This is a genomic window from Hydrogenophaga sp., assembly GCF_018780075.1.
Taxonomy (GTDB): domain Bacteria; phylum Pseudomonadota; class Gammaproteobacteria; order Burkholderiales; family Burkholderiaceae_C; genus Hydrogenophaga.
The window spans coordinates 16,927-43,381 of record NZ_JADMKB010000011.1 but is presented as its reverse complement, the minus strand read 5'-3'; the positions used below and the strand labels follow the sequence as shown (position 1 = coordinate 43,381).

The 26,455-nt window shown below is 66.6% G+C and carries 23 protein-coding genes; 19 read left to right on the top strand and 4 right to left on the bottom strand.

Annotated features, from left to right (window positions below; all coding sequences use genetic code 11):
• Nucleotides 1-80 precede the first annotated feature (80 nt).
• On the bottom strand, nt 81-863 hold the full coding sequence (locus IV088_RS03955) for a helix-turn-helix domain-containing protein (RefSeq protein WP_291097991.1): 783 nt from the start codon (nt 861-863) through the stop codon (nt 81-83).
• A 193-nt stretch (nt 864-1,056) separates the two neighbouring features.
• On the opposite strand from IV088_RS03955, the gene IV088_RS03950 reads away from it, so the two are divergent.
• The 7 genes from IV088_RS03950 (at nt 1,057) to IV088_RS03920 (ending at nt 10,553) form a co-directional block, all read left to right on the top strand.
• A complete protein-coding gene (locus IV088_RS03950; protein WP_291097988.1) occupies nt 1,057-2,034 on the top strand; it encodes a tripartite tricarboxylate transporter substrate binding protein in 978 nt (325 codons plus the stop codon).
• 31 nt (nt 2,035-2,065) lie between these two features.
• Nucleotides 2,066-2,857 (top strand): enoyl-CoA hydratase/isomerase family protein, encoded by a 792-nt coding sequence (locus IV088_RS03945; protein WP_291097985.1) that lies wholly within the window; start codon nt 2,066-2,068, stop codon nt 2,855-2,857.
• A gap of 29 nt (nt 2,858-2,886) precedes the next feature.
• Complete coding sequence (locus IV088_RS03940) at nt 2,887-4,983, top strand: acetate--CoA ligase family protein (protein WP_291098210.1); 2,097 nt, start codon at nt 2,887-2,889, stop codon at nt 4,981-4,983.
• A gap of 10 nt (nt 4,984-4,993) precedes the next feature.
• On the top strand, nt 4,994-7,048 hold the full coding sequence (locus IV088_RS03935) for a 3-hydroxyacyl-CoA dehydrogenase NAD-binding domain-containing protein (protein ID WP_291097982.1): 2,055 nt from the start codon (nt 4,994-4,996) through the stop codon (nt 7,046-7,048).
• A 2-nt stretch (nt 7,049-7,050) separates the two neighbouring features.
• The gene (locus IV088_RS03930; RefSeq protein WP_291097979.1) at nt 7,051-8,376 is read left to right on the top strand and encodes an MmgE/PrpD family protein; all 1,326 of its coding nucleotides are present in this window, start codon (nt 7,051-7,053) and stop codon (nt 8,374-8,376) included.
• An 11-nt stretch (nt 8,377-8,387) separates the two neighbouring features.
• The gene (pcaF, locus tag IV088_RS03925) at nt 8,388-9,590 is read left to right on the top strand and encodes a 3-oxoadipyl-CoA thiolase (RefSeq protein WP_291097976.1); all 1,203 of its coding nucleotides are present in this window, start codon (nt 8,388-8,390) and stop codon (nt 9,588-9,590) included.
• 69 nt (nt 9,591-9,659) lie between these two features.
• Nucleotides 9,660-10,553 (top strand): LysR family transcriptional regulator, encoded by an 894-nt coding sequence (locus IV088_RS03920; RefSeq protein WP_291097973.1) that lies wholly within the window; start codon nt 9,660-9,662, stop codon nt 10,551-10,553.
• A gap of 24 nt (nt 10,554-10,577) precedes the next feature.
• On the opposite strand, the gene IV088_RS03915 is transcribed toward IV088_RS03920, so the two are convergent.
• Both IV088_RS03915 and IV088_RS03910 read right to left on the bottom strand, forming a co-directional pair.
• Entirely contained in the window at nt 10,578-12,464 is a 1,887-nt protein-coding gene (locus IV088_RS03915) for a glycoside hydrolase family 3 N-terminal domain-containing protein (RefSeq protein ID WP_291097970.1), read from the bottom strand.
• Nucleotides 12,465-12,496: 32 nt separating this feature from the next.
• Nucleotides 12,497-13,528: a porin gene (locus IV088_RS03910; RefSeq protein WP_291097967.1), complete on the bottom strand. Its 1,032-nt coding sequence runs from the start codon at nt 13,526-13,528 to the stop codon at nt 12,497-12,499.
• Nucleotides 13,529-13,815: 287 nt separating this feature from the next.
• On the opposite strand from IV088_RS03910, the gene IV088_RS03905 reads away from it, so the two are divergent.
• From IV088_RS03905 to pcaD, 10 genes are all read left to right on the top strand, one after another.
• Entirely contained in the window at nt 13,816-14,817 is a 1,002-nt protein-coding gene (locus tag IV088_RS03905) for a tripartite tricarboxylate transporter substrate binding protein (protein WP_291097964.1), read from the top strand.
• A 53-nt stretch (nt 14,818-14,870) separates the two neighbouring features.
• Nucleotides 14,871-15,596 (top strand): alpha/beta fold hydrolase, encoded by a 726-nt coding sequence (locus IV088_RS03900; RefSeq protein WP_291097961.1) that lies wholly within the window; start codon nt 14,871-14,873, stop codon nt 15,594-15,596.
• On the top strand, nt 15,593-16,312 hold the full coding sequence (locus IV088_RS03895; RefSeq protein WP_291097957.1) for a substrate-binding domain-containing protein: 720 nt from the start codon (nt 15,593-15,595) through the stop codon (nt 16,310-16,312). The genes IV088_RS03900 and IV088_RS03895 overlap by 4 nt, the downstream gene beginning before the upstream one ends.
• A gap of 164 nt (nt 16,313-16,476) precedes the next feature.
• Nucleotides 16,477-16,875 (top strand): cupin domain-containing protein, encoded by a 399-nt coding sequence (locus IV088_RS03890; RefSeq protein WP_291097954.1) that lies wholly within the window; start codon nt 16,477-16,479, stop codon nt 16,873-16,875.
• Between the two features lie 85 nt (nt 16,876-16,960).
• Nucleotides 16,961-18,226, top strand: coding sequence for an ABC transporter substrate-binding protein (locus tag IV088_RS03885; RefSeq protein ID WP_291097950.1), 1,266 nt, complete (start codon nt 16,961-16,963; stop codon nt 18,224-18,226).
• Nucleotides 18,227-18,257: 31 nt separating this feature from the next.
• Complete coding sequence (locus tag IV088_RS03880; protein ID WP_291097947.1) at nt 18,258-19,145, top strand: carbohydrate ABC transporter permease; 888 nt, start codon at nt 18,258-18,260, stop codon at nt 19,143-19,145.
• A 39-nt stretch (nt 19,146-19,184) separates the two neighbouring features.
• Entirely contained in the window at nt 19,185-20,057 is an 873-nt protein-coding gene (locus tag IV088_RS03875) for a carbohydrate ABC transporter permease (protein ID WP_291097944.1), read from the top strand.
• A 27-nt stretch (nt 20,058-20,084) separates the two neighbouring features.
• Nucleotides 20,085-21,179, top strand: coding sequence for an ABC transporter ATP-binding protein (locus tag IV088_RS03870; protein WP_291097941.1), 1,095 nt, complete (start codon nt 20,085-20,087; stop codon nt 21,177-21,179).
• Between the two features lie 55 nt (nt 21,180-21,234).
• A complete protein-coding gene (locus tag IV088_RS03865) occupies nt 21,235-22,230 on the top strand; it encodes a tripartite tricarboxylate transporter substrate binding protein (protein ID WP_291097938.1) in 996 nt (331 codons plus the stop codon).
• Between the two features lie 13 nt (nt 22,231-22,243).
• The gene (pcaD, locus tag IV088_RS03860; protein WP_291097935.1) at nt 22,244-23,068 is read left to right on the top strand and encodes a 3-oxoadipate enol-lactonase; all 825 of its coding nucleotides are present in this window, start codon (nt 22,244-22,246) and stop codon (nt 23,066-23,068) included.
• 93 nt (nt 23,069-23,161) lie between these two features.
• Here the strand turns inward: pcaD and IV088_RS03855 are convergent, their stop codons facing one another.
• A complete protein-coding gene (locus tag IV088_RS03855) occupies nt 23,162-24,556 on the bottom strand; it encodes a PLP-dependent aminotransferase family protein (protein WP_291097933.1) in 1,395 nt (464 codons plus the stop codon).
• 355 nt (nt 24,557-24,911) lie between these two features.
• Here IV088_RS03855 and IV088_RS03850 point away from each other — a divergent pair, with 355 nt between their 5' ends.
• A complete protein-coding gene (locus IV088_RS03850) occupies nt 24,912-25,394 on the top strand; it encodes an MSMEG_0572/Sll0783 family nitrogen starvation response protein (RefSeq protein WP_291097931.1) in 483 nt (160 codons plus the stop codon).
• 16 nt (nt 25,395-25,410) lie between these two features.
• The gene (locus tag IV088_RS03845; protein WP_291097928.1) at nt 25,411-26,427 is read left to right on the top strand and encodes a Nit6803 family nitrilase; all 1,017 of its coding nucleotides are present in this window, start codon (nt 25,411-25,413) and stop codon (nt 26,425-26,427) included.
• Nucleotides 26,428-26,455 lie beyond the last annotated feature (28 nt).

Below are 26,455 nucleotides of genomic sequence, written 5' to 3'. Positions count from 1 at the left end.
TAGGCGGGGGCTTGCCACAGGTTCCATGAAATGCACCGACCGGCCCACCTGAGGTCCGGCCGGTGCACCTGGCTGCGATGTCAAGGCTCTGGAAGTTTCGACAGCTCCAGACAGATGTCCTCTTTCAGGCGCAGCAGGTGGGGGGCGAGGGTCTTGACCCAGCGGTCAACATGCTCCTGTGTGGACACGCTGACGTTGATGACACACGTGCCTTCCGAGGACGGGAACGCTGTCGAGAGGGCGACCACCTCGGGCTGCCAGCTGGCCCAGCAATAGCCCTTTGAATTCATGCTTTCCATCGACGCTTCGATGGCTTGTTGGACCTCGGGCCAGTGCCGGCCGTTGCGGCGTTTGAAGATGGGCTTCAGCACCTGGTAGCGCTCCAACGGTGCCGTCGCCAGGTACGCCTGACCGAGCGAAGTGAGTTCCATCGGGACGCGCTGGCCCGACACGACATTGCGCAGCGCGACGCGGCGGTTGTAGCGGATCGACTCCAGGTAGACCATCTCGTCGCGATCAGGGTAGGCCAGTCCGACGTTGATGCGCTCGCGCTCGGCCAACGCGCGCATGCGCGGTGCGGCGATGGCCAGCACCTGTGAGCCCGATCGCATCGCATGGCCCAGGCTGAGCACCAGCGGTGCGAGCCGGTAGGCACGGCGGGCGCGGTCTTGCTGCAGCAGACCGGCCGCCACCAGGGTCTGGGTGAGGCGGCTCACCGTGGAGTTGGACAGACCTGTGCGCTCCGCGATCTCCCCGTTGCCCAGCAGATCCGACCCCGGCCGAAAGGCCCGCAGGATGTCGGCGCCGCGCAGCAGCGAGCGGTTGGAGGCCGATCGGCCGGGGTTTTCTTCGAGCGGGTTCATGGTGTGCCTTTCGAGGGTTGACCCCTGTGCTGCTGCGGTTCCAGCGCTTCAGAGGCCCATTCTAAATTCCACTGAATGGAATAGCGTGGGTTTCAAAAGCACCGCGTGGTCCTAAGCTCAGGGCTCGGCCCATCGGTCGATGCGGCGCTACACCAGGGGTCGCACCCGAGCCCTTCCATCAAGGAGACATCCCATGAAATCGTTCCCCACTTCCCTGCTGCGTGGCCTGGCCAGCGGCCTGTGTCTGAGCCTGGCGGTGTTGGCTGGCGCTGCCCACGCCGAATACCCCGACAGGACCGTGCGCATCGTCGTGCCGTTTGCTGCTGCCGGCGGAACCGACCTGATCGCACGCACCCTGGGCCAGGGCATGTCCAAAGAGCTGGGCCAGACGGTGATCGTCGAGAACAAGCCTGGCGCCGGCACCGTGATCGGCACCGACCTGGTCGCCAAGAGCCCTCCCGACGGCTACACGCTGGTGATCGCCACGCTGGCGCACGCGGTGAACCCGAGCCTGCTGACGAAGCTGCCCTACAACAACGAGACCGCGTTCGCCCCCGTGAGCCTGATCGGGAAGGGCCCGAACGTGCTGGTGGTCCGTACCGAGAGCCCGTACAAAACCGTGAAAGACATCCTGGACGCAGTGAAGGCCGGCAAGAAACTGACCTACGCATCGCAGGGCAACGGCACCTCGGCTCACCTGGCGGGTGAGATGTTCACCAACCTGACCAAGGTCGAGCTGCTTCACGTTCCCTACCGCGGCGCAGGCCCGGCCATGACCGACCTTCTGGGTGGCCAGGTGGACCTGTTCTTTGGCACGGCTGCAGCGGTGTCCAGCATGGTCGACCAAGGCAAGCTGCGGGCCATTGCGGTGACGACACCCGAGCCATCGCCCGCATTCAAGGGGATTCCCACGGTCGCCTCAACGGTGCCCGGCTACTCGGTCGAAAGCTGGTACGGGTTCTTCGTGCCGACCGGCACACCCGCCCCCGTGATCGCGAAGCTCAACGCCGCCGTCAAGAAGGCCGCGCAAAGCCCCGAATTCGTGAAGAAGGTGGAGCACGAAGGCCTGGTGGTCACCGCTTCTGATCCCGCCGAGTTCGATCGCTATGTGAAGGCCGAAGAAGCACGCTGGAAGAAGCTCGTCAAAGAAAACAACATCAAGGCCGACTGAGCGAACGACAACCCAGCGACCCAGCAACACCATGGAATACAACCTCATTGAACTGACGGTGACCAGCGGCATCGCCACCCTCACCCTGAACCGCCCCGACAAACGCAACGCCATGAGCGACGGCATGCGCTCGGAGTTCATTCACGCCCTGGAGTCGATGACTGCCGACAAGGCGATCCGCGCCCTGGTGCTCACCGGCGCTGGCAAGGGCTTTTGCGCAGGGGGCGACATCAGCGGCATGCAGAAGCGCATGAACGCGCCTGCGGGTGAGGTGGGCTTCAACGGCTGGCACCGCCAGCAGCGCGTGCACCACACGCAGTCGCTGCTGCACACCTGCCCCAAGCCGGTGATCGCCGCCGTGAACGGCGCGGCCTCGGGTCTGGGGGCCGACACGGCGCTGGCCTGCGACTTCATCATCGCCAGCGAGTGGGCGAGCTTCGCCTGGTCGTATGTGCTGCGCGGCATCATCCCGGACGGCGGCGGCATGTACTTCCTGCCGCGCCGCGTGGGCCTGGCCAAGGCCAAGGAATTGATCTTCACCGGCCGCCAGGTCAAGGTGGACGAAGCGGTGGCGCTGGGCATCGTGGACCGCAAGACCAGCGCAGACACATTGTTGGTCGATGCCCAGGCCTGGGCCGCGGAGCTGAGCCAGGCCTCCAGCACGGCGCTGGCGCTGACCAAGACCATCCTCAACCAGAGCTTCGAGCTGAGCTCGCACGATGTGTTCGCGCAGGGCAGCCAGGCACAGGGCATCTGCTACACGAGCAGTGAACACCGCGCCTCGGTGGAAGCGTTTCTGGCCAAGGCCGCCAGCAAGGAATGAAGACCATGGACGCCACCACCTCCACCCCCATGAACGCGATCTCCCGCCTGCTGCAGCCGCGCAGCGTGGCCATCATCGGTGCCTCGGCCGACCCCGGTAAAACCGCTGGCCGCCCGGTCGCTTACCTGCAAAAGCACGGCTTTGCCGGCCGCATCCTGCCGGTGAACCCCAAGGCCGACCGCATTGGCGACCTGCCCTGTTACGCCGACATTGCATCGCTCCCGGAAACGCCCGATGTGGCCATCGTGCTGCTGGGTGCCGAGCGTGCCCATCTCGCGGTGAAGGATCTTTCGGCGCGCGGTTGCGCGGCCGCCATTGTGCTGGCCAGTGGTTACACCGAGACCGGTGAAGATGGCGCGCGCCGCCAGCAGCAGCTGGTGGAGGCGGCCGGCTCCATGCGCATCCTGGGCCCCAACACCATCGGGCTGGTGAACCTGACGGACAGCATCGTGCTCTCGGCCACCGGCGCGCTGGAGATGGATGAATTCCCGGTCGGTGGCATCGGCGTGGTGTCGCAAAGCGGCGGCATTCTGGGCTCGCTGCTCTCGCGAGCCGCCGCGCGCGGCATTGGTCTCTCCAAGCTGATCTCCACCAGCAACGAGGTGGACCTGGAGCTGGCCGATTTCATCGACCACCTGGCAGACGACCCTGCCACGCAGGTGATCGCGCTCTACATCGAAACCGTGCGCGACCCGGCCAAATTCCGGGCCGCCTGCCTCAAGGCCGCGCGCAAGGGCAAGCCGGTGGTGGCCTTCAAGATCGGCCGCTCGGAAGCGGGCGCCCAGGCCGCCGTGTCGCACACCGGCGCCATGGCCGGCGCCGACCGCATGTACGACGCACTGTTCAAACAGGTGGGCGTGATCCGCGCGCAGACCTTCAACGACCTGCTCGACATTCCCGTGGCGCTGGCCACCGGGCGCCACATGCGCGGCCAACGCGTGGCCATTCTCACCAGCACCGGCGGTGCCGGCACGCTGGTGTCCGACGACCTGGGCGTGGCCGGCTTCGAGACACCGGCGCCCGACGCCGCCACGGCCGAGGCGCTGCGCGCCCTGCAGACCGGCAGCGAAGCCGTGCTGGACCGCAACCCGATCGACGTGACGCTGGCTGGATTGCGGCCCGACCTGCTGCGCGGCGCGATCCGGGCCCTGCTGGCCAGTCCGAGCTACGACGCGCTGGTGATCATCGTCGGCTCGTCCAGCCTGGCCATGCCCGAGCTGATGGCCAACGCCATCCGCGATTGCCTGCCCGATTCGGACAAGCCGGTGATGGCCTATGTGAGCCCGCACGCACCCGAGGTGGGCGCCTTGCTCACGCGCCACGGCGTGCCCGCCTTTGCCGCGGCCGAGAGCTGCACCGCGGCGCTGGCGGCCATGTTCAAGGTCAGCAGCTTCGTCGCACCGGTCGAAGAAGCGGATGCAGGAAGCGCCGTCGCCGTGGGTGAACTGCCTTCAGGATCGCTCGACGAGGCACAGGCCAAGCAGCTGTTTGCGCGTTTCAGCGTGCCCTGTGCGGCAGAGCGCATCGTCACCACCCCGGCCGAGGCCGAGGCCGCCGCGCGCGAGCTGGGTGGCCGTGTGGTGCTGAAGATCCTGTCCTCGCAGATCACGCACAAGAGCGATGTGGGGGGCGTGGCCGTCGGCCTCACACCTGAAACCGTGGGAGAGCGCCTGACGGCCATGACCGCCGACGTGCACGCCAAGGCCGGTGTGCGTCCCGACCGCTTCCTCGTGCAGGAGATGGTGGGCGGCGGCACCGAGCTGATCCTGGGCATGCACCACGATGCGCTGGGAACGGCGGTGCTGCTGGGCATGGGCGGCATCACGGCCGAGTTGTTCAAGGACACCACCATGCGCCTGTTGCCGCAGGATGCTGCCGGCATCCACGGCCTGAGCCGCGCCGATGCACTCTCGATGGCGAAAGACCTGAAGACCTGGCCGCTGCTCGACGGCTTCCGGGGCCGGCCCAAGGCGGACGTGGACGCGCTGGTGGACGCCATCGTGGCGTTTTCCCGCATGGCGGCGCAGCTCGGTGACCGTCTGGTCGAGGCCGAGATCAACCCGGTGTTCGTGCGCACCCAAGGCCAGGGCGTGAGCGCGGCCGACGGCGTCGTCGTGCTGGCCTGAGGACCATTTCATGACGCCACGTGTGCACCTGGAACGGGATGGCGCGGTCGCCGTCATCGTGATCGAGAACCCGCCGATCAACGCCGGTTCCGCCGCCGTGCGGCAGGGCCTGATGGCGGCGATCGAAACACTGCGCACCGACGACTCGCTGGAAGGTGCGGTGCTCATCGGCGCCGGCAGCACCTTCATTGCCGGCTCGGACCTGCGCGAGTTCGGTCAGCCGCTGACCGAACCGCAACTGCCCTCGGTGATTGCCGCCATTGAGACCTGCGGCAAACCGGTGGTCGCCGCGCTGCATGGCGCTGCGCTGGGTGGGGGCTTCGAGCTGGCACTGGGTTGTGATGCGCGCGTGGCCGCACCGGGCACGGTGGTCGGGTTGCCCGAGGTGACGCTGGGCATCATCCCCGGCGCCGGTGGCACGCAGCGGCTGCCGCGAATCGTCGGCATTCCGCGTGCGATCCGCATGATCTGCTCGGGCGAACGGGTGCCCGCTGCGGCGGCGCTGGAGACCGGTCTGGTGGACCAGATCACCACCGGTGGCCTGCGCTCTGCGGCGGTGGCCTGCGCGAGAGCACTCATCGGTCGAAAGCAGCGCCTGCGGGACCGGGCCGTCCCGACCGCTCCGAGTGCGGACGTGGCCGAGGCCGCGACCGCCGCCCTCAAGGCCGGCAAGCGCCGGCCCGCGGTGCAGGCGGCCATCGACGCGATTGCGGCCACTGCCGCCGTGGGCATCGACGACGGCCTGGCCAACGAGCGCGCCGTGTTCCAGCAATTGCGTGTCTCGCGCGAGGCCTTTGCGTTGCGGCACCAGTTCTTTGCCGAACGCGACAGCGGCAAGCACCCTTCACTGGACGGCGCCGTTCCACGCGCCGTGGAGCTCGTGGCCGTGATCGGCGCGGGCACCATGGGTTCCGGCATCGCCATCGCGGTGCTGGACGCGGGTTACCGCGTGCTGCTGCTGGAGCAGGATGCTGCCGCGTTGGAACGTGGCGCACAACGCATTCACGGGCATTACGCCTCGCGGGTGCAGGGCGGCAAGCTCAGCGCCAGTGGGGCCGCAGCGGTGGAAGCGCGGCTGCAGACCAGCCTGGACTGGACCGAACTGGCCCGCGCCGACCTGGTCATCGAGGCGGTATTTGAAGAGCTGGGTGTGAAGCAGCAGGTGTTCCAGCGCATCGACGCCGTGGCGCGACCGGGCGCGGTGTTGGCTTCCAACACCTCGTACCTGGATCTGGATGCGATCGCGGCGGCCACCTCAAGGCCGCACGACGTGATCGGCCTGCACTTCTTCAGCCCCGCGAACGTCATGAAGCTGATGGAAGTGGTGCGCGGCCAGGCCTCTGCGCCCGATGCGCTGGCCACCGGCCTGGCCCTGGGCAAACGGCTGAAGAAGCTGCCGGTGCTGACCGGCAACGCCTTCGGCTTCATCGGCAACCGGCTCTACGCGGCCTACCGCAGGCAGTGCGAATTCATGATCGAAGAGGGCGCCTGGCCCGAACAGGTCGACGCTGCGCTGCAGGCGTTTGGCTTTGCCATGGGGCCGTTCGCGGTGGCCGACCTGTCGGGCCTGGACATCGCCTGGCGCATGCGGCAGGCACAGGTCGCCAACCGCGACCCGAAGGCGCGCTACGTGCACATTCCCGACCGCCTGTGCGAGGCCGGGCGCCTGGGTCGCAAGACCGGTGCGGGGTATTACCGCTACCCCGAAGGCAGCAAGGGCCCGCAGGTGGACGAAGCCGTGCATCGGCTGATCGAACAATGTCGGACCGACAAGGGCGTTCTCGCCCGCGATCTCAGCGATGACGAGATCGTGCGCCGGGCGCTGCTGGCCATCGTCAACGAGGCGGCGCAACTTCTGGCCGAAGGGGTGGCCGAGCGCGCCACCGATGTGGATGTGGTGCTCGTCAACGGCTACGGTTTCCCGCGCTGGGAAGGTGGCCCGGTGTTCTGGGCCCGCGAACGCGGCGCTGCTGCCCTGCAGGACGACATGCTTTGGCTGGCCGGCCTCAGCGGGCCGGGCTTTGTGGCCGGCGACATGCGTCACCTGCTCACCACGGAGAACTGAACATGCACGCTGTTGAAACATTCGCGCGCTTCGCAACGGGCTTTGCCCGGACACCGCTGCCCGCCGAGGTGGCGCACCACGCCCAGCGCGCGGTGATCGACTGGTACGCCTCGATCTACCCGGGCCTGGACACCCCTGCGGTGCAGGTGCTGACCCGCACCATGGCCGACGACTTGGACCGGGGCGCGGCCCAGCTGGTGCAGGGGCGAGCAGCCACCACGCGCGCGGCGGCCCTGATCCAGGGCACGGCCGCACACGCTGCCGAGGTGGACGACAGCTTTCGCGATGCGATGTACCACCCCGGCGCGGCCACCATCGCCGCCGCGCTGGCGGTGGCCCAGTCCACGGGCGCGAGCGGTCCCGAGTTCCTGCGCGCCGTGGTGCTGGGCTACGAAGTCTCCACCCGCATCGGCGTGGTGATGGGACGCCCCCATTACAGGTACTGGCACAACACCGGCACCATGGGCAGCTTTGGCGCGGCCGCCGCTGCGGCGAGCCTGCTGAAGCTGGACGAGGCTGCCTTTGCCCACGCGCTGGCCATTGCCGCGACCTTCACCGCCGGGCTGCAGCAGGCCTTTCGTCTGGAGGCCATGGCCAAACCGCTGCACGCGGGGCGTGCGGCCGAGGCCGGTGTGCTAGCGGCACAACTCGCTGCGGGCGGCATGCGCAGCTCGCTCGATGTGCTCGAAGGCGAATCGGGCCTTGGACAGGCGATGAGCGAAGGGCCGGACTGGTCCGCCGTGGGGGCCACGCTGGGCACCGACTTCCACATCACCCGCCTGACCTTCAAGAACCACATCGGTTGCGGCCACACCTTTGCGGCCATCGATGGCGCGCTGGAACTGCAGCGCCAGCACGGATTCCGCCACGCGGACATCGAACACCTGGCGCTGGGCGTCTACCAGCCCACGCTGGACATCGCCCCCCACGTGGACCCGCAGAACGCCGACCAAGCCCGCTTCAGCCTGCACTACATGGTGGCCACCGCGCTGTTGCACGGCAGCGTGCGTCTCTCGGCGTTCGAGCCGGACCGGCTGAACGACCCGGCCACGCGTTCGTTGATACAGCGCATCGACAAGGCGTTGGATCCCGAGGTGGACGCCGCCTTCCCGGGCCGGCGCGGTGCGCGGGTGTCGATCACGCTGTGCGACGGCCGCCAGCTGACGCTGCTGCAGCCCGACCGCAAGGGCGACCCGGAACTGCCGCTGTCCGATGCCGATCTGGAGGGCAAGCTCATGGAGCTGGCCACGCCGGTGATCGGCGAAGCATCCGCCCACGCGCTGCTCGGCCGCATCTGGCAACTGCACCAGAGCGCCCAACTTCCTTGAAAAGAGACCCCATGACCCACGCCTTCATCTGCGACGCCGTTCGCACACCCTTTGGCCGCTACGGCGGCGCCCTCTCCAGCGTGCGCGCCGACGACCTCGGTGCCATTCCTCTGCGGGCTTTGATGGAGCGTCACTCGCAACTGGACTGGGCCGCGGTGACCGACGTGATCTACGGCTGCGCCAACCAGGCCGGTGAAGACAACCGCAACGTGGCGCGCATGAGTGCGTTGCTGGCGGGCTTGCCGGTCTCGCTGCCAGGCTCCACCGTGAACCGCCTCTGCGGTTCGGGCCTGGACGCACTGGGCACGGCGGCGCGCGCGATCAAGAGCGGCGAGGCACAACTGATGATCGCCGGCGGCGTGGAGAGCATGAGCCGCGCGCCCTTCGTGATGCCCAAAGCCACCAGCGCGTTTTCGCGCGCCAACAGCGTGGAAGACACCACCATCGGCTGGCGCTTCGTCAACAAGTTGATGAAGGCGCAGTACGGCGTGGACAGCATGCCCGAGACGGCGGAGAACGTGGCGACCGAGTTCAACATCTCCCGCGCCGACCAGGACCGCATGGCCGTGGCCTCGCAGACGAAGGCCCTGGCGGCGCAAGAGGCGGGTGTGTTCGACGCCGAGATCGTGCCGGTGCATGTGCCGCAGAAAAAGGGTGATGCCCTGGTGGTGAACCGCGACGAGCACCCGCGCGCCACCACGCTGGAAGCGCTCGGGAAACTGAAGGGGGTGGTGCGTCCCGACGGCAGCGTGACAGCCGGCAACGCCTCGGGCGTGAACGACGGCGCCGCCGCGCTGCTGCTGGCCAGCGAAGCCGCCGCAGCGCGGCATGGCCTCACGCCGCGCGCCCGGGTGGTGGGCATGGCCACCGCTGGTGTGCCGCCGCGCATCATGGGCATGGGCCCGGCTCCCGCCACCCGCAGGGTGTTGGCGCTCACCGGGCTCTCGCTGGCGCAGATGGACGTGATCGAACTCAACGAAGCCTTTGCCGCACAAGGCCTGGCCGTGCTGCGCGACCTGGGCCTGGCCGACGACGACGCGCGTGTCAACCCGAATGGCGGCGCCATCGCTCTGGGCCATCCGCTGGGTGCGAGTGGCGCCCGCCTGGCCACCACCGCCATCAACCAGCTGCACCGCAGCGGTGGCCGCTACGCGCTGTGCACCATGTGCATCGGGGTGGGGCAGGGCATTGCGGTGGTGCTGGAACGGGTTTGACGCGCCTTTCAGATCACACTGATAGCCCATCACCGGTCCGTCCGACCAATTTTGAAAGGGTGAGCCACCATGGATCTGCGTCAACTCCGCTATTTCGTGACCGTTGCCGAGGAGTTGAACTTCAGTCGTGCCGCACTGCGGCTGCACATGAGTCAGCCGCCTTTGTCGCACCAGATCAAGATGCTGGAAGACGAGCTCGGCATCGTGCTGCTGGAGCGCAACCGTCGCGAGGTCAAGCTCACGGCGGCCGGGCGCACCTTCCTCCACGACAGCCGTGCGCTGCTGGACCAGGCGCAGGTCGCTCTCCAGCGGGCCCGTCTCTCGGGACAGGGGCGAACCGGCACGCTGCGGGTGGGCATGGCCACCTCGGCCATCGACCGCGTGTTGCCCGCGTTCCTGGCCGGCGTGCGCGAGCGCGGCGCGCTGGCCCAAGTGGTGTTGACCGACATGGGTTCGGAAGACCAGGTGCGCGCCCTGACACAGGACCGCATCGACCTGGGGTTTGTGCATGCTCGCGTGGTGGCCAAGGCACTGGCCCGCCGGCCCGTGCACATTGAAGGACTGGCCGTGGTCCTGCCTGAAGGCCATGCTTTGGCTGGGCGCAGTGCGCTGGGTCTGCTCGATCTGGCCGAGGAACCCATGATCACCTTTTCGCGCGAACACCGCTCCGCCTTGTTCGACTCGCTCGTGGCGGCCTGCATGAATGCGGGTTTCAGTCCGCGGCTGGTGCACGTGGCGCGACACCCGATGAGCATGTTCCAGATGGTGCGGCAGGGGCTCGGCATCTGCGTGGTGCCTGCTTCCTATGCCAGCGCCGCAGGCACGGGTCTGTGCGTCATCGCCTTGCCCCCCGCGGCTGGCGTGATCCAGATCGACGCGGTGTGGCGACCCGACATCACGTCGCCGCTGTTGCAAGAGGTGGTCGATTTCGTGCTGCCCGATCTGGTGCCGACCATGGGCTGAGCCCATGAATTGAACCGCCGTGGTTCAACCGTAGCGCAGGCCCTGGCCACGCTGGGTGACGGTCTCGGTGGGATCTGGCCGTGGGCCACTCCACGGCAGATCGAAGGGCAAACGGCCCGTCGGCGCATGACGGCCCGTCAGCACATCGAACAACGCCTCCGGCCGCAGACCGAAGTGCGCCACGATGGCGGTGGCCCAGGGCGCGATCCGGGCCAGATCGGCCGGTCGCTCCAGGTAGATCGACACCACAGTGGGCACACAGCCGGCGATCTGGCGAAACGACCGGTACGCGGGGTCATCCTCGGCAAAGCCCGTGTCACCTTCGCGGTAGCGGCGTCCGAAGAAGTGTTGCGGGTGCAGCACTTCATGGGGCGTGCTCAGTCCGACGATGGCGAGGTCGGCGTCTTCGGGCCGTTCCGCCACCTCCAACCCGTACCGCCGGGCCAGGTCGGCATCGATCTGGTGCAGGTACAGCTTCGGCCTGCCGCGCAGCGGCAGCGTGGCCCCGTGGTTCTTCAGAAGGACCAGCGAGCGCCGCTGCGCTTCCAGCGCCATCGCCTGCACGGTCTCGTGGCCCACCAGGGACTCGGCCGCTTCCTCGTCGACGTAGGGATCCTCGAACAATCCCAACGCAAACCGCTGGGTCATGATGCGATGCACCGCCTGGTTCAGGGCCTCCATCGGCAGCAGTCCCCGCTGGACCGCGTCGATGATCCAGCCCGGATCCTGCGCACCGCCAAACTGGTCCACACCGGCCAGGACCGCCTTGGTGAAACGCTCGCTCTTGGGCAGGTCTTCCACCCCCCAGGGCATGGCAATGTCTTCCGGACCCGGCTGGCTCCCGGGTGGCGCTCCTTCGATGCAGGCGCGGCTGGCACCGTCGGTGATGTGCCAGTCGGACATCACCACACCGGCGAAGCCAAATCGATGGCGCAGGATGTCGGTCAGCAGTTGCTTGTTGAAGCCCACGCCCACACGTTCGATCTCACCCTGGGTCCCTTGCACGGTCAGGCCCGCTGGCGGCAAGCTGTAGGCGGGCATCACGGCCCCCACGGCGGCAGCAAAGGCGCCGGTGAACGGCACGATGTGCGATTCGATGTCGGCACTGGTGGCGCCCATGTGCCGGCCGTAGTGGTTGTGGGCATCGAAGCCATCGACCTGTGTGGCGCCGTAGCCCACCCAGTGCTTGACCACCGAAACCACGCTCTCGGGGAACAGACCACGATCACCCGCCTGCATGCCTTCCACGTAGGCCCGGACCAGGCGCGCGGCCAGTTGGGGCTCGTTGCCGAAGCAGCCGCTGCCGCGGTGCCAGCGCGGATGGATCGCGAGATCGGCCATCGGCGAGAGCGCCATGCGGATGCCCACCGCACGGTACTCCTGCCGCACGCTCGCGGCACAACGGCGCACCAGATCTTCATCGCCAATGGCCGCCAGACCGGCGGGGTCGGGCCACTGCGTGAACGCGCCCGCCGCCACGCTGACCCCTTGCGATGCGGCGAACTGGTTGCGGGGGTCGGACGACAGCAGCGCCGGGATGCCCAGCCGGCCCGTTTCGGCGATGGCCTGGAGCTGGTTGTGCTGTGTAGCTATCTCGCGCACCCCGGTGTTCAACCGGTTCAGAAACGCCGTGATGTGGCGCCCGAGCACCATGTCGGCCACCGCGGGGAACGCCCAGGCCACGCCAGCGCCGGGCAGCGTCGAGGAGGCCGAGGACGGCGGGTTGGCGTGCATCATGGCGCCCGCCTTCTCGGCCAGGCTCATGCGAGCGACAAGGTCGCTCGCGCGCTCGCTGGCGGGTCGCCGCCAATCCTCATAGGGATCGAGCTGGCCGTTGCGGTTGTGGTCCTTGAACCGCAGACCCTCCAGGTCCAGCAACGGGACATGGCGGGCCTGCAGGTTCGAATGCATGGGAGTCAGACCTTCAATGCGGATGGCGCTGTTCAGAAGCGGTGGCTCAGACCGAATTCGATGCCGCGGGAAGCCTGACCAGCCACGGCCGCCGGCGGCGTGCTCACGGCGAACTTGGCCGCGCCCTTGTTGGTGATGCGGGCGTAGGTGCCGTACAGGCTGGTGCGCTTGGACAGCGCGTGCACATAGCCCAGGGCCACTTGCGTGGCATCGTCCGCGCTGATCGAGGTCCCGCCCTGCTGGCCGGAGGCGTCTGCCCTTGTGATGTTGGCGCGCACCGTGCCAGCCGAACCGACCGGCACATGGACGCCCAGCTGTGTGATGGTGCGTTTGGCCTCAAGGTACTCGTTGACCACCAGGCTGCCGAAAAGCTTGACGACGCCCAAGTCGTAGCGTCCGGCCAGCGAGGTGCGCTTGTGGTCGCCCGCCGTGGCGTCGATCACGCTGTAGGCGCCTGAGACGTCCAGCGGGCCAGCCGCATAGCCGAGGCGCGCGCCCCTGAAGGCCGATGCGGCCACACCTTCGCCCGCTGCCCACATGGCGTTGGCATAGAAGCCACCCAGTGTCTTCGGTGTGTTGTAGGCCACCGAGTTGTCGGCGCGGGCCCAGAGACCGGTGGCTTCGATGCCGCTGCCGAACGCTGTCGAGTGGAACTTGCCCTGGTCGGCCAGCCCGCTGGTGCCAAAGGTGTCGTACTCACCGAAAGCGGTGTAGCCCGGTGTCAATGAGCGGCCCAGGATGACCTCGCCCAATGCGCCGGAGAGGCTGACGGTGGTGCGGCGGTTCCAAAGGCGGGTGGTGTTCGCGGTGCCGTTGTCGAGGTTCACCGTGCCCTCGATCCATCCGCCCGCTTTCATGCCACCGCCCAGGTCTTCTTCCACCCGAATGCCGAACCGGCTGCCCGCCAGGCCACCGCTGGCCAGACTGGTTTCTGACTCGGCACCGTTGGTGGTTTTGCGGATCCCTGCGTCGGCAACGCCGAAGACGGTGACATGGCTTTGCGCGGATGCGCCGGCCGCGGTCAGCAGGCCGGCCAGGGCGATGGTGAGGTGGGTGTGTTTCAAGTGAATCTCCGGTGATCGGTGTTGAGGGATGCCGCGGCGGAATTTAGGACCGCTCACAAGGGCCGTCCAATACCGTTGGCATCCATCTCTGATTGCGTCCGCGAATAAGCGGCCAGCATCCGGGTCAGCGGCGCCGGAGGGGGTTGTCGTCTGCTCAAAGGGAGGAGGGAGAGGAGGGTGGAGGCAGGCTCGCGTTATCCGGTCGTGAGATATCAGTCGTTTCCAATCGGTATTGGACTGGGCATCGTCAGCGTCCTAAAGTTTGCGCTCCAAACAGAGGAACGACCATGAACTTGAATGCTGAACAACACGGGTCCGTCACCCGTCGATGGACTGCGCGGGCCATGTTGGCCTTGGTGGTGTCCGCGTCGGGCATGGCGTTCGCCCAGTCCGATCCGGGCTATCCCTCCAGGCCGATCAAACTCATTGTTCCGTTTGTGCCTGGTGGGCCCAACGACATCGCGGCGCGGCTCGTTGCTCCCCACCTTGCCGAACGATTGAAGACCTCGGTCATCGTGACCAACATCGGTGGTGCGGGTGGGCGCATCGGCTCCAAAGCGGTGACCTCCGCGCCTGCCGACGGGTACACGATCATGATTGGGGGCACCAACCTCAACGTGGTGATACCGGCCGTCTTCAAGGGACTGGACTACGACCCGGTGAAGGACTTTGTTCCGGTGGGCGCCATCGCGACCGACGCCATGTTGCTGGCGATTCACCCCGGCTTGCCGGTGAAGAACGTGGCCGAGTTCGTGCAGTACAGCAAGAGCCATCCCGGCAAGGTGAATGCGGGTTCAGCGCCCGGGATCGGTCCGCATTTTGTGATCGAGCTGTTCAAGCTGCGTACTGGTGCCGACATGACTTTCGTGCCCTACAAAGGGGCCGCACTGGCGATCCAGGACACGTTGGGCGGTCACCTGGCGATGACGGTCACCAACAAGGCGGTGCTGCTGCCGTTGATACAGAAAAGCCAGCTGCGCGCGCTGGCCGTGACAAGCCCCTCGCGCATGGCCGACTTGCCCGACGTTCCCACGCTGAAGGAAAGCGGGGTGCTCGGTGTGCCATCGATCAATTGGTATGGGCTGCTGGCGCCTGTCGCCACGCCACCGGCGGTGGTTTCCCGCCTGCAATCGGCGCTGCGAGAGGTGGGCAAGTTGCCTGCCGTGCTGGAGGGCATTCGAAAGCTGGGGCTTGAGCCTGAGTTCGAAGAGGACTTCGGTGCCGCCCTGTCTGCCCAGCGACGCGAGTGGGCTGCGATCGCCAAAGAAACGCGCATCACGCTGGAGTGACCTCACCACACCGTCACCCGACCAGCGAATCTCAATCAACACCCACCTTCCGCATGACATCCACATCCCAACCCCGAACATTTGTGCTCGTTCATGGCGCAGGCCATGGCGCCTGGGCATGGCGCCGCCTGGCCGATCTGCTGCGCGCCCATGGTCATCGCGTGCACACGCCCACACTCACAGGGCTCGCCGAGCGTTCACACCTGATGAGTGGAGACATCACGCTGCAGACCCACATTCAAGATGTGGTGAATCTGTTCCGCTGGGAAGACGTCGAAGACGCGACGCTGGTGGCCCACTCCTACGGCGGCTGGGTCGTCAGCGGCGCCGTCGAGCAACTGGAGTCACGTGTTTCCGCCCTCGCGTATGTCGATGCGTTCCTGCCTGAAGATGGGCAACGCGGCCACGACCTGCTGAACGAGCAGCAGAAGGCCCAACTGGAAGCGGCCAAGGCCCTGGGGGAAGTCTCCAGGCCCGGACCGACCAGCACCGCCCTGCGCATACAGCGCCCCGAAGACGCGGCCTGGGTCGACGCCCACATCACACCGCAGCCGCTGGGCGTTTCCATGGACCCTGTGCGGCTGAGTGGCGCCCGCGAGCGTGTGCGACACAAGCTGTACGTGCGCACGCCCTTGTTCCCGCAGCCTGTCTTCGACGCGGCACTCGCACGCTGTCAGGCCGATGCCGGCTGGCGCACCGCGGTGATGGACGGTTGCGGCCACGACCCGATGATCGACGACCCCGAAGGCCTGGCGGCGCTGCTGGAAGGGCTGAAGTGACCGCCGGGCCTGTGCTGCGGGTGTTGGCGCCGCAAGCCTTCTCGCACGCGCTGGATGCGCTGGCGAAGCACTTCACCGATGCGGGCGGGCCGGCCGTGGCGATGGGCTACGGACCGGCGACCGGCAGCAGCGAACGCGCCATCACGGCGCGACTCGATCGCGGCGAGGTGGCCGACGTGGTGTTGCTCCCGACAAGGCTGCTGGAAGAACGGTCACGCACAGGCCTGGTCCTGACGGGCACCTGTGCAGAGGTGCTGCGCTCCGGCATCGGCCTCTGTGTGCACGTGGAACAGCCGCTTCCCCTGATCGGAACGCTTGAAGAACTGAGGCTGGCGCTGCTTCGGAGCCGCTCGGTGGCGCTGTCGCAGGCCGGCAGCGGCGAGTACGTGGCCGGGCAACTGCTGCAGCGTCTGGGCATCGATTCCGACGTGTTGGGCCGTTGCCAGCGTTTCGCCCATGAGCCGGTGGCCGCTGTGGTGGCGCGTGGAGATGCCGAGCTGGGTTTCCAGCAGGTGTGCGAACTGCTGCCTGTGCCGGGCATCCGGTTTGTGGGCGCGCTGCCTGAAGCGGTCCAGCACCGAACCGCGGTGTCCGCGGGTGTGCTCGCTTCGAGCGCGCAACCGGGGCTGGCGTTGAGCTTTGTCCGGCACCTGCGATCACAGGCGTCCGTCCCCGTGCTGGCCGCAGCGGGACTGGACGCCGCAGCGGACTTGTGAGGGGTCGACTTGCCACAGGTCGGGGTCTTCGGTGGACTGCTTATTCGCGGTTGCGATCACAGTTCAATCCACACGGTATTGGACCGCCGGAAGCTGCCTCAATAGACTTTTCCTCAGTGAAATCAACGCAGAAAAACTCGCCTCAACCGGGGCCGGAGTCCACCATGAACGCAACCCATCCAGCACAGCAAATGGCGAACTGCTCCGCCGATTCGGCGGAGCGTGGCGCATCCACGCGCCTGCTGCCGACCGAGCGTGTGGGCATCAACGGCAAGGAGCTCGCCGCTGTCGAATTGCCGGCCGGATTCAGCATGCACGACGGGCGCCGTCTTCGCATGCGCGAAGTCACCATCGAGCCCGGTGGCTTTCTGCCCATGCATTCGCACGCGAGCCGTCCGGCTGTGGCCTTCGTACTTCAAGGGGTGATGACCGAGTACCTCGAAGGCGAGGACCAGCCCGTCACGGTCCGGTCGGGTCAGTCCTATGCGACCTTCATGAAGCCGCACGCCCTGCAGAACCAGGGGGCGGTTCCGGTCGTTTTTATCGAGATAGACCTCGTCTGATTCCTGCATTGCTGCTCGTCGCCTGCTGTGCAACCCCGGCACGTGCAGAGCCTGAGCTTCGCCATTCCACCAAGGAGACATTGAAATGACATTTCCGTTCCAGATCAAACCGACACAGCGTGTCACCCGTTGGGCCGCATGCGCCATGACCGCGCTGGCCACCACGCCCCTGTGGGCGGCGGAGAAGGTGGAGGTCATTCACTGGTGGACCAGCGCCAGTGAAACGGCGGCGGTTGCGAAGTTCAAGGAAGCGGCGGTCCGGCGCGGACTCGAGTGGGACGACCTGGCGGTGGGCGGTGGCGACAGCCAGCGCATTCTGCTCAAGACGCGCGTGGCCAAGGGCGATCCACCGACCGCAGCGCAGATCAATGGTGCTGTGCGCAGCTATGCGGCCAATCCCGACATCGTGGCCAACCTCGACGCCGTGGCGGCCCAAGGCAAGTGGGACGAGGTGCTGCCCGAGCCGGTGCGCCGCTATGCGCGGCTGGGGACCAAGAGCTATGTCGCGGTGCCCGTCAACGTCCACCGCCAGAACGTGATGTGGATCAGCACCGAGGCGATGAAGAGGATCGGCGCCACGGCCGCGCCCAAAACCTGGGATGAATTTTTCGCCATGGCCGACAAGGCCAAGGCCGCAGGCATTCAGCCGCTGGCGATGGGGGAGGACATCTGGGTCAACTTCACTTTCATGCAGGTGGCCTTCACCACCCACAAGCCCGATGAGTACCGCAAGGCGTTCTATGACGGTGACGAGGCCCAGCTCAAGGGTGCGGGCATGGTCAAGGCCTTCGAGGTGATGCGCCGTTTGCGTGGCTATGTGGATCGCAGTGCCTCCACCCGCAAGTGGAACGAAGCCACCCAGATGGTGATTCAGGGCCGTGCCTTTGCGCAGGTGATGGGTGACTGGGCCAAGGGCGAGTTCACCGTGGCCGGCAAGCGCCAGGGCGCTGACTACCTCTGCGCCACGGTGCCCGGCAGCGGCCGGGGACACGTGTTCACGTCCGACGCGTTCCTGTTCTTCAAGGTCGCACAGAACGCCAAGGCCCAGGCCGATCTGGCGCAGGTGTTCATGGACAAGGATGCCCAGGTGGCCTTCAGTCTGGCCAAAGGCTCCGTGCCGGTGCGGACCGATGCCGATGTCTCGAAGTTCGACGATTGCGCCAAACAGAGCCACGCCGATCTCGTGGCCGGTGGCAAGGACGGCACGGCGGTCGCCACACCCAACCTGTTCCAGTCGCCCGCACGCATCGGTGCGTGGCGTGACGTGGTGCTGTCTTTCTGGAACGACGACAGCATCACGCCACAGCAGGCGGCCTTGAGCTTCGCCAACGCGGCCAAGGCCAATCGTTGAGCGTGATCGATCAACCCAACGCCGTCGCAACATGAGCGCCTCTTCACGACTCTTTCTGGACAAGTGGCTGCCCCAGCTGGCCGTGTCGCCCGCGCTCGTGGTGAGCCTGGTGTTTTTCTATGGGCTCACGATCTGGGTGGGCGCGGTGTCGTTCACCGACTCCGAGGGCGTGGTCACCTGGAACTGGGTGGGCTGGGATCAGTACATCCGTCTGTTTGCCGATGACAGCTGGTGGCGCTCCCTGTGGAACCTGGCCAAGTACCTGCCGCTGGTGGTGGGTCTGCCGCTGATCCTGGGCTGCCTGCTGGCCATGCTGCTGGACCAGAAGGTGCGCTTTGAAAACGGCATCCGCACCGCCGTGCTCTATCCGCTGGCCTTGAGCTGGATCGTGGCCGGCACGATCTGGCGCTGGCTGCTGACCCCCGATACCGGCATCGAGAAATGGCTGATCGGCGCGGGTTTTGAGGGTGCCGTGTTCGACTGGATCGTGCAGCCCAAAATGTCCATCTACGCACTCGTCATCGTGGCGGTCTGGGCCAGCACGGGTTTCGTGATGTCGATGTTCATCGCGGGGCTTCGCAGCATCGACGACTCGGTGATCAAGGCCGCCATGATCGACGGCGCCAGCAAACCGCGTATCTACCTGCGCGTGCTCCTGCCAACGCTGAGGCCCACCATCTTCAGCGCCGCGCTGATCCTCTTGCCCGCAGCGCTGCGCACCTTCGACCTGGTCGTGGTGCTCACCCAGGGTGGGCCCGGTCAAAGCAGCGTGCTGCCGGCCTTCTATGTGTTCGACCGCTTCTTCCGCCGCGACCAGATGGGCCTGGGTGCCGCATCCGCCATGGTGCTTTTGATGACCTGCGCGATGGTCGCTGTGCCTTACATCCTGGGCGAGCTGAAGAAGCACCGCCACGACTGAACCCCATGGACCTCTACCTCTTTCCTCTCGGAGATCAACATGCGTGAACGCTTGCCGGGTGAACGCCGTGGCCTGGGCCGCTGGCTCGTGTACGGCAGCCTGTTGCTGGCCGTGCTGTTCTTTGCACTGCCGGCGTGGTTTGCGCTGGTGAATGCCTTCAAACCGCTGGCCGACCTTCAGGCCGGCAACGTGCTCGGCCTGCCATCGCAGTGGACGCTGGAGCCTTGGGTCGAGGCCTGGAGCACCGCTTGCACGGGCGCCTCGACGTGTGGCGGACTCTCCCGCTATTTCATCGACTCGCTGCTGGTGGTGGTGCCTGCCACGGTCATCTCCACGCTCTGGGGGTGCTTCAACGGCTACGTGCTGGCGAAGTGGCGCTTTCGCGGGGTGGACCAGGTGTTGTTCCTGATGATGTTCGGCATCTTCATGCCGGCGGCGCTGTTCGTGTTTCCGCTGTCGGTGGTGTTTTCGCAGCTGAACCTGTCGCACTCGCTGGTCGGTCTGGTGCTCGTGCACACGCTGTACAGCGTGCCGGTAGCGCTCTATTTCCGCAATTACTTCGTCGGCTTTCCGGGCGAGCTGATCAAGGCCGCGCGCATTGACGGGGCGGGTCTGTGGGTAATCTTCTGGCGGGTGGTGCTGCCCACCGCGAAACCCATCCTGGTGGTGGTCGGGATCATGCAGTTCACCGCCATCTGGAACGACTTCATCTTCGCGCTGGTGCTGGCGCCCAGCGATCAGCAGCTGGTCACGGTGGGCCTGAACAACCTGACCAACGTGCAGGAAGACGTGCCCCGCTACAACACATACATGGCCGCTGCCGTGATCGCCGGCGCGCCCACCCTGGTGCTCTACATCCTGGCCGGCAAGTACTTCGTGCGCGGGCTGACCGCTGGCGCCGTCAAAGGCTGAACTTTTAAAAACGAGGAGTCATAGACCATGGCCAGTGTCAGCATTCGCAACGTACGCAAACACTTCGGCAGCACCACCGTGCTGCACGGTATCGATATCGAGGTCGCCGACGGCGAGTTCCTCATCCTCGTCGGCCCGTCTGGCTGCGGCAAGAGCACGCTGCTGTCGATGATCGCCGGGCTGGACACGGTCAGCGAGGGAGACATCTCCATCGGTGACCGGGTCGTGAACGACGTCAGCCCGAAGGACCGGGACATCGCGATGGTGTTTCAGAGCTACGCGCTGTACCCCAGCATGACGGTGGGCGAGAACATCGCCTTTGCGATGGAGATGCGCAAGGTGCCCAAGCCCGAGCGCGACGCCGTGGTGGCGCGTGTGGCCAAGACCTTGCAGATCGATCAGCTGCTGGACCGCCGGCCGGCGCAGTTGTCCGGGGGGCAGCGGCAGCGGGTGGCGATGGGCCGTGCGCTGGCGCGCGATCCCAAGGTGTTCTTGTTCGACGAACCGCTGTCCAACCTGGACGCCAAGTTGCGCGTGGAGATGCGGGCCGAGATCAAGTCCCTGCACCAGCGCCTGAAGAGCACCGTGGTCTACGTGACCCACGATCAGATCGAGGCCATGACGCTCGGCGACCGCATTGCGGTGATGAAGGACGGTCGGGTGCAGCAACTGGGCACACCGGAAGACATCTACGACCGGCCCGCCAACCTGTATGTGGCCGGGTTCATGGGCTCACCCACGATGAACTTCCTGCCGGTGACGCTGCAGATCGAAGACGGCCGCTGGGTGGTCGACCTGCGCAACACCCAGGGACACGCGAAGATCGTGCTGGGCGCCGTCCAGGACCCCAGCTGGACCGGGCGCCAGGTGGTGCTCGGGCTGCGGCCTGAACACCTCCACGACGTCAAGCCTGAGCATGCCGCTTCGCTGGAGGTCGTGTTCGACATGATCGAGCCCACCGGGGCGGACACCTTCGGCTTCACCGAGATCAACGGCAGCCGTGTGGCGATTCGCCTCTCCCCGAAGCGCGTGCGGGCGGCGGGGGAGCGTCTGCACGTGGCGGTGGACGTTTCTGCCGTCTGCCTCTTCGATCCCGAAACGGAGCGCCTCATCGCCCCTTGAGCGAGCGCTTGCGCGCAACGAGAGGCGGTTTTTTTACCAGCCAGGAGACAACACCATGACCACCACCCACACCCGCCGCTGGTTGCTTCAGGCCGCGGCCGCCAGCACGCTGCCCACCAGCCTGGGTGCCTGGGCGCAGACGGCCGAACCATCGAAGCCTGCACTGCCGCTCTACAAGTTTGTCGTCGGCTTCGGTGCGGGCGGTGTGCCGGATGCGGCGGCCCGTGCCATGGCGGCCCGCATTTCGGAACGCTGGGGCATTCCGGCCCTTGTCGAGAACAAGCTGGGGGCCGGCGGCACGCTGGCGGCCCAGGCGGTGTTGAACGCGCCGGCCGACGGCACGACCATCCTGAGCGTGTCACCCGCGCACGCCACGGCGCCCGCCATCTTCAAGAAGGTGCCCTACGACACACTGCGTGATTTCACGCCGGTCACCTTGATCGGCGACGGTCCCGCGCTGATCGTGGCGCCCAAGGACCTGAAGGCCAAAGACCTGGCCGATCTCGTTGCACAGGCGAAGGCACAGCCTGGCGCGTTGAACTACTCGTCGGCGGGCGTGGGCAGCAGCTCGCACTTTGCCGCGGCCTTGTTCTGCATGCAGGCAGGCATCGACGTGCTGAACATCCCCTACAAGGGTGTTGGCGAAGCCATGACCGAAACCATTGCGGGTCGGGTGCACTTTCACGTGGCGCCCTATGTTTCGGCGATCAAGCTGGTGAACGAGGGCAGGGTTCGCGCACTGGCCGTGACCGGCGACAAACGCCTCCCCGACCTGCCCGACGTGCCCACCGTGGCAGAGGCGGGCATCGCGGGCTACGAGTGGAAGTTCTGGTACGGCTTGCTGGTGTCGGCAAAGACACCCGCACCGGTGGTGGAGCAGCTGCACAAGGACATGACGGCGGTCCTGCGGCTGCCCGATGTGCAGAAGCAGCTGGTGGCCATGGGCGTGACGCAGTCCACGGCCTCACCAGCCCAGTTCCGTGCGCTGATCGAGTCCGAGATCACCAAGTACGCCCGCATCGCCAAAGCGGCGAACATCCAGCCGAACTGAGGAACCCACGGTCATGCGAACCACCCTCAACGGCATCGAGGTCGAGTACAGCATCGACGGAGACAGTGGTCCCTGGCTGGTGATGTCCCACTCGCTGGGTTGCGACATGGCCATGTGGGACCCGCAGATGCCGGCGCTGACGGGGCGCTACCGTGTGCTGCGCTACGACACGCGTGGGCACGGTCGCAGCGAAGCGACGGCAGGGCCCTACACGCTGGACCAGTTGGCCGATGACGCCGCCGCGCTGATGAAGCACGTCGGCATTCGGAGCGCTGTCTGGGTGGGGTTCTCCATGGGCGGAATGATCGGGCAGACGTTCGCGCTGAAGCACCCCTCGCTCACACAGGCCGTGGTGCTGGCCGACACCACGAGCGAACACCACGCCACCCCTCACTCGGTGTGGGACGAGCGCATCCGGGTGGCGTTGGAGCAGGGCATGGCGCCGCTGGTGCAACCTGCTATCGGCCGCTGGTTCACGCAGGCTTACCGCGAGCGACAGCCCGAGCGGGTGGCCGCGGTGGCGCGGACGATTGGCCGCACCTCGGTCGATGGATGGGCCGGCTGCTGCGCGGCCATCTCGGGTGTGAACACCACATCCCGCCTGCACGAGATCGCCTGCCCGGTGTTGGTGATCGTGGGCGAGCACGACATCGGGACGCCCCTGGCGTCGGCGCTGACCATCCACCGCGCGCTGCCCGACTCGGTGCTGGCTGTCGTGTCGGACGCTGCCCACATGACCTGCATTGAGCAGCCTTCTCAGTTCAATCGCGTGCTGAGGCAGTTTCTGGATGCAAGGGTTGCCCTCCACGGTTCAACCGAGGACCCATGCATCCCTTGATATGCGTGTCCATCGTAGCCCACCAAGTGCCTCCCCACCGTCGGCGACGGACATAGGTCATTCGCATGAACGGGTGGCGGTTGGCGGCTTGTGTCAGGTGGTCGTTTTGCCCGCCTGACAGTGCTCCAGCGCATCCACCACGGCCTGCAGTGCCCGACCACAGTCGTCTCTTGTCAGGCTGCCTCCCATGCAGATCCGCAAACCTTCTGGGGGATTCCGGTCGGTGGAGAAGGTGCTGCCCGCGACCGCTGCGACACCCAGGCTTCTCAGCTGATCGGCCATGTCCGACGCGACGCAGTGGCCATCTTCACGCGCCTGCAGCGGCAGCCAGGCATGAAAGCCGTTCGGCTGGGTCCGCACACCGTGGCTCGCCAGACGGGTGCGGATGGTCTGGCTGCGCCATTGGCATTCCTCACGGATGGCGGCCAGAACTTCGACACCGGTGCCCTGCTCGAACCAGTCCGAGACCACGTGGTTGATCATGGGTGATGCCATCACCGTCGTCGCTCGCAGGGCGCCGGCCAGGCGTTGGTGAGTGGCCGTGGTGGGGGTCAGCACGTGGGCGGTCCGAACACCGGCGCCCAGCCATTTGGACAGGCCGCTGATGTAGTAGGTCAGCTCCGGCGCGAATTCGATCAGCGGAGGCGGGGCCGCAATGGGCAGCATGCCGTAGGCGTCGTCTTCGATGATGGGGACGCTGTGTCTCAGCGCGATGTCGGCCAGCTGTTCCCGGCGTCGGATGGGCAGGGTCGCGGTCGTGGGGTTGTGCAGGTTGGGGCACAGGTAGAGCGCGCCCACCGGCGTGCTCTTGCAGGCGGCCTCGAAGCTCTCCGGGATCAGTCCCTGTCCGTCCATCGAAAGCGGATGCAGGCGGGTGCCCAGCTGGGCGGCGATGGCCTTGATGCCCGGGTAGACCAGCGGCTCCACACACAGCGACTGCCCGGGTTTGACCAGCAGGCTGGTCAGCGCCAGCAGGACGCTGTGGATGCCCGGGGCCACAAGCAGCCGCTCCGGCACGGCCTCGGGCACCCACTGGGCCATCCACTGCGCGGCCTGGTACCGGTCCCGGGTGGCCCCGCCAAAGTCCTGGTAGCGCATCAGGTCCTGGAAATTCGCCTGCGCCATCGACCGGGCCGCCTGCTCCTGGGCTTGCTGAAACGCTGGATGGTCCGCCAGCTCGGGCGGCAGGTTCATGGTCATCTCGGCACCTGTGCCGGCGCGCAGCGGCAAGCCGATGAACGAGCCGCGCACGAACGAGCCCAGACCCGGTCGGGAGACGATCAGTCCACGTTCCCGGGCCTCGGCAAAGCCCCGCACCACGGTGGTGTAGTTGAGGTCCAGCTGTGACGCCAGTTCTCGCAGGGGGGGCAGGCGTTCTCTCGGAGCGATCCGCCCCATCTGCAGGTCGTTCGCAATCAGCTCCGGGATGAGCTGGTAAGCCGGCAGCGTGCTGCTCCTGAGTCGGGCGATCCAGTGGGTGAACGACATGACGGTTCCGGACTGTGAGGCGATGTCTTCAAACGATCGCCCGAGTGTGCCTGTGCCACTGGCAGATTGCATCTCTGGAGGTCCATTTCCCATGGGCAAAACAGTGCGCGGTGGCCAATGATCGGGTGCATTGATCGCATGGGCGCTCGTTCGTTTTGGTGCGCCCCCTGCAAGAGCAATGGCGGTGCTCGAAGCACCCGCGGTGCAGCCACGCCCCTTTGATCGGGTCTTGATTGCCGACGACGGTGCTGGCGTGGCACGTCCTTGGCTATGGGAAGGCAGGTGCCCAGCCTGTGCTGGCACCCACCGGGTTTCGACAGAGCCCGCCTTTCAACCCACCGCCACAAGGACCCCCATGCCCCAAGTCACTCACCCCGCAGCCCAGAAGGGCGATTTCCTGGTCGACTACGAAGAGAAGGTTTTTGAAGATGTGAAAGCTGCACCCGGTGAGAAGGCCCTCGTGACCTTCCACACCGTGGCCTTCGAAGGCTCGATCGGTTTCGTCAACCTGCTGCAGGCCACACGGCTGCAGCGCAAGGGCTTCGAGACCTCCATCCTGCTGTATGGCCCTGGCGTGACGCTGGGGGTCAAGCGTGGCTTCCCCAAGCTGGGTGACTCGGCTTTCCCCGGGCACCAGAACTTCAACGAACAGATCGCCAAGTTCATCGCCGAAGGCGGCAAGGTCTACGCCTGCCGCTTTGCGCTGCAGGCGCTCTACGGCCACGGCGAAGGTGCGCTGATCGAAGGCATCCGCCCGATCAACCCGCTGGATGTGCTGGACATCGTGCTGCTGCACCGCAAGGACGGCGCTTTCATCCTCGACACCTGGACGCTCTGATCCCAGAAAGAACGGCATGGCTGACATGAAGAGAACCGTTCGGGCGGCCGCCGCCCAGATCGCCCCGGATCTGGAAAGTGCCGATGGCACCCTGGCGCGCGTGCTGGAGACGATCCGCGATGCTGCGAAGCAGGGGGTGGAGCTGATCGTCTTTCCCGAGACCTTCGTTCCGTACTACCCGTACTTCTCCTTCATTCAGCCGCCGGTGCAACAGGGGCCCGCGCATCTGCTGCTGATGGAGCGTGCCCCCACCGTGCCGGGTCCACTGACCGACGCCGTGGCGGCCGCGGCGCGCGAGGCCGGCATGGTGGTGGTGCTGGGTGTCAACGAGCGCGACCACGGCAGCCTCTACAACACCCAGATCGTGTTCGATGCCGATGGCCGCCTGCTGCTCAAGCGTCGAAAGATCACGCCCACGTACCACGAGCGCATGGTGTGGGGGCAGGGCGATGGTTCGGGCCTCACGGCGGTGGACACCCGCGTCGGCCGTGTCGGCGCGCTGGCCTGCTGGGAGCACTACAACCCGCTGGCGCGCTACGCGCTGATGGCCGAACACGAAGAGATCCATTGCGCGCAGTTTCCCGGCTCGCTGGTGGGACCGATCTTTGCCGAGCAGATGGGCGTGACCATCCGCCACCACGCGCTCGAATCGGGCTGCTTCGTCGTCAACGCCACCGGCTGGCTGACCGATGCGCAGATTCGCTCCGTTACGCCGGATGACAAGTTACAGGGTGCATTGCGCGGCGGTTGCCACACCGCCATCGTTTCGCCCGAAGGCAAGTACCTGGCCGAACCGCTGACCGAGGGCGAAGGCCTGGTCGTTGCTGATCTGGACATGGCCCTGATCCACAAACGCAAACGCATGATGGATTCGGTGGGCCATTACGCGCGGCCGGAGCTGCTGAGCCTGGCCGTGCGCCGCGAGCCCAACCGCACGACCCGGCCCTGGCCCGCTGCCACCGCCGACACGGATGCCGGTCTCACCTTCGAGGCCGCCACCGGCCAGCCCGCCGACACCACCCACCCCCTTTGACCGGAGATGACCATGACCGCGATCGCCA

Excerpts from the sequence above, each read along its gene's own strand:
- IV088_RS03955 (WP_291097991.1), bottom strand. The coding sequence starts at position 863 with ATGAACCCGCTCGAAGAAAACCCCGGCCGATCGGCCTCCAACCGCTCG.
- IV088_RS03950 (WP_291097988.1), top strand. The coding sequence starts at position 1,057 with ATGAAATCGTTCCCCACTTCCCTGCTGCGTGGCCTGGCCAGCGGCCTG.
- IV088_RS03945 (WP_291097985.1), top strand. The coding sequence starts at position 2,066 with ATGGAATACAACCTCATTGAACTGACGGTGACCAGCGGCATCGCCACC.
- IV088_RS03940 (WP_291098210.1), top strand. The coding sequence starts at position 2,887 with ATGAACGCGATCTCCCGCCTGCTGCAGCCGCGCAGCGTGGCCATCATC.
- IV088_RS03935 (WP_291097982.1), top strand. The coding sequence starts at position 4,994 with ATGACGCCACGTGTGCACCTGGAACGGGATGGCGCGGTCGCCGTCATC.
- IV088_RS03930 (WP_291097979.1), top strand. The coding sequence starts at position 7,051 with ATGCACGCTGTTGAAACATTCGCGCGCTTCGCAACGGGCTTTGCCCGG.
- pcaF (WP_291097976.1), top strand. The coding sequence starts at position 8,388 with ATGACCCACGCCTTCATCTGCGACGCCGTTCGCACACCCTTTGGCCGC.
- IV088_RS03920 (WP_291097973.1), top strand. The coding sequence starts at position 9,660 with ATGGATCTGCGTCAACTCCGCTATTTCGTGACCGTTGCCGAGGAGTTG.
- IV088_RS03915 (WP_291097970.1), bottom strand. The coding sequence starts at position 12,464 with ATGCATTCGAACCTGCAGGCCCGCCATGTCCCGTTGCTGGACCTGGAG.
- IV088_RS03905 (WP_291097964.1), top strand. The coding sequence starts at position 13,816 with ATGAACTTGAATGCTGAACAACACGGGTCCGTCACCCGTCGATGGACT.
- IV088_RS03900 (WP_291097961.1), top strand. The coding sequence starts at position 14,871 with ATGACATCCACATCCCAACCCCGAACATTTGTGCTCGTTCATGGCGCA.
- IV088_RS03890 (WP_291097954.1), top strand. The coding sequence starts at position 16,477 with ATGAACGCAACCCATCCAGCACAGCAAATGGCGAACTGCTCCGCCGAT.
- IV088_RS03885 (WP_291097950.1), top strand. The coding sequence starts at position 16,961 with ATGACATTTCCGTTCCAGATCAAACCGACACAGCGTGTCACCCGTTGG.
- IV088_RS03880 (WP_291097947.1), top strand. The coding sequence starts at position 18,258 with ATGAGCGCCTCTTCACGACTCTTTCTGGACAAGTGGCTGCCCCAGCTG.
- IV088_RS03875 (WP_291097944.1), top strand. The coding sequence starts at position 19,185 with ATGCGTGAACGCTTGCCGGGTGAACGCCGTGGCCTGGGCCGCTGGCTC.
- IV088_RS03870 (WP_291097941.1), top strand. The coding sequence starts at position 20,085 with ATGGCCAGTGTCAGCATTCGCAACGTACGCAAACACTTCGGCAGCACC.
- IV088_RS03865 (WP_291097938.1), top strand. The coding sequence starts at position 21,235 with ATGACCACCACCCACACCCGCCGCTGGTTGCTTCAGGCCGCGGCCGCC.
- pcaD (WP_291097935.1), top strand. The coding sequence starts at position 22,244 with ATGCGAACCACCCTCAACGGCATCGAGGTCGAGTACAGCATCGACGGA.
- IV088_RS03855 (WP_291097933.1), bottom strand. The coding sequence starts at position 24,556 with ATGTCGTTCACCCACTGGATCGCCCGACTCAGGAGCAGCACGCTGCCG.
- IV088_RS03850 (WP_291097931.1), top strand. The coding sequence starts at position 24,912 with ATGCCCCAAGTCACTCACCCCGCAGCCCAGAAGGGCGATTTCCTGGTC.
- IV088_RS03845 (WP_291097928.1), top strand. The coding sequence starts at position 25,411 with ATGGCTGACATGAAGAGAACCGTTCGGGCGGCCGCCGCCCAGATCGCC.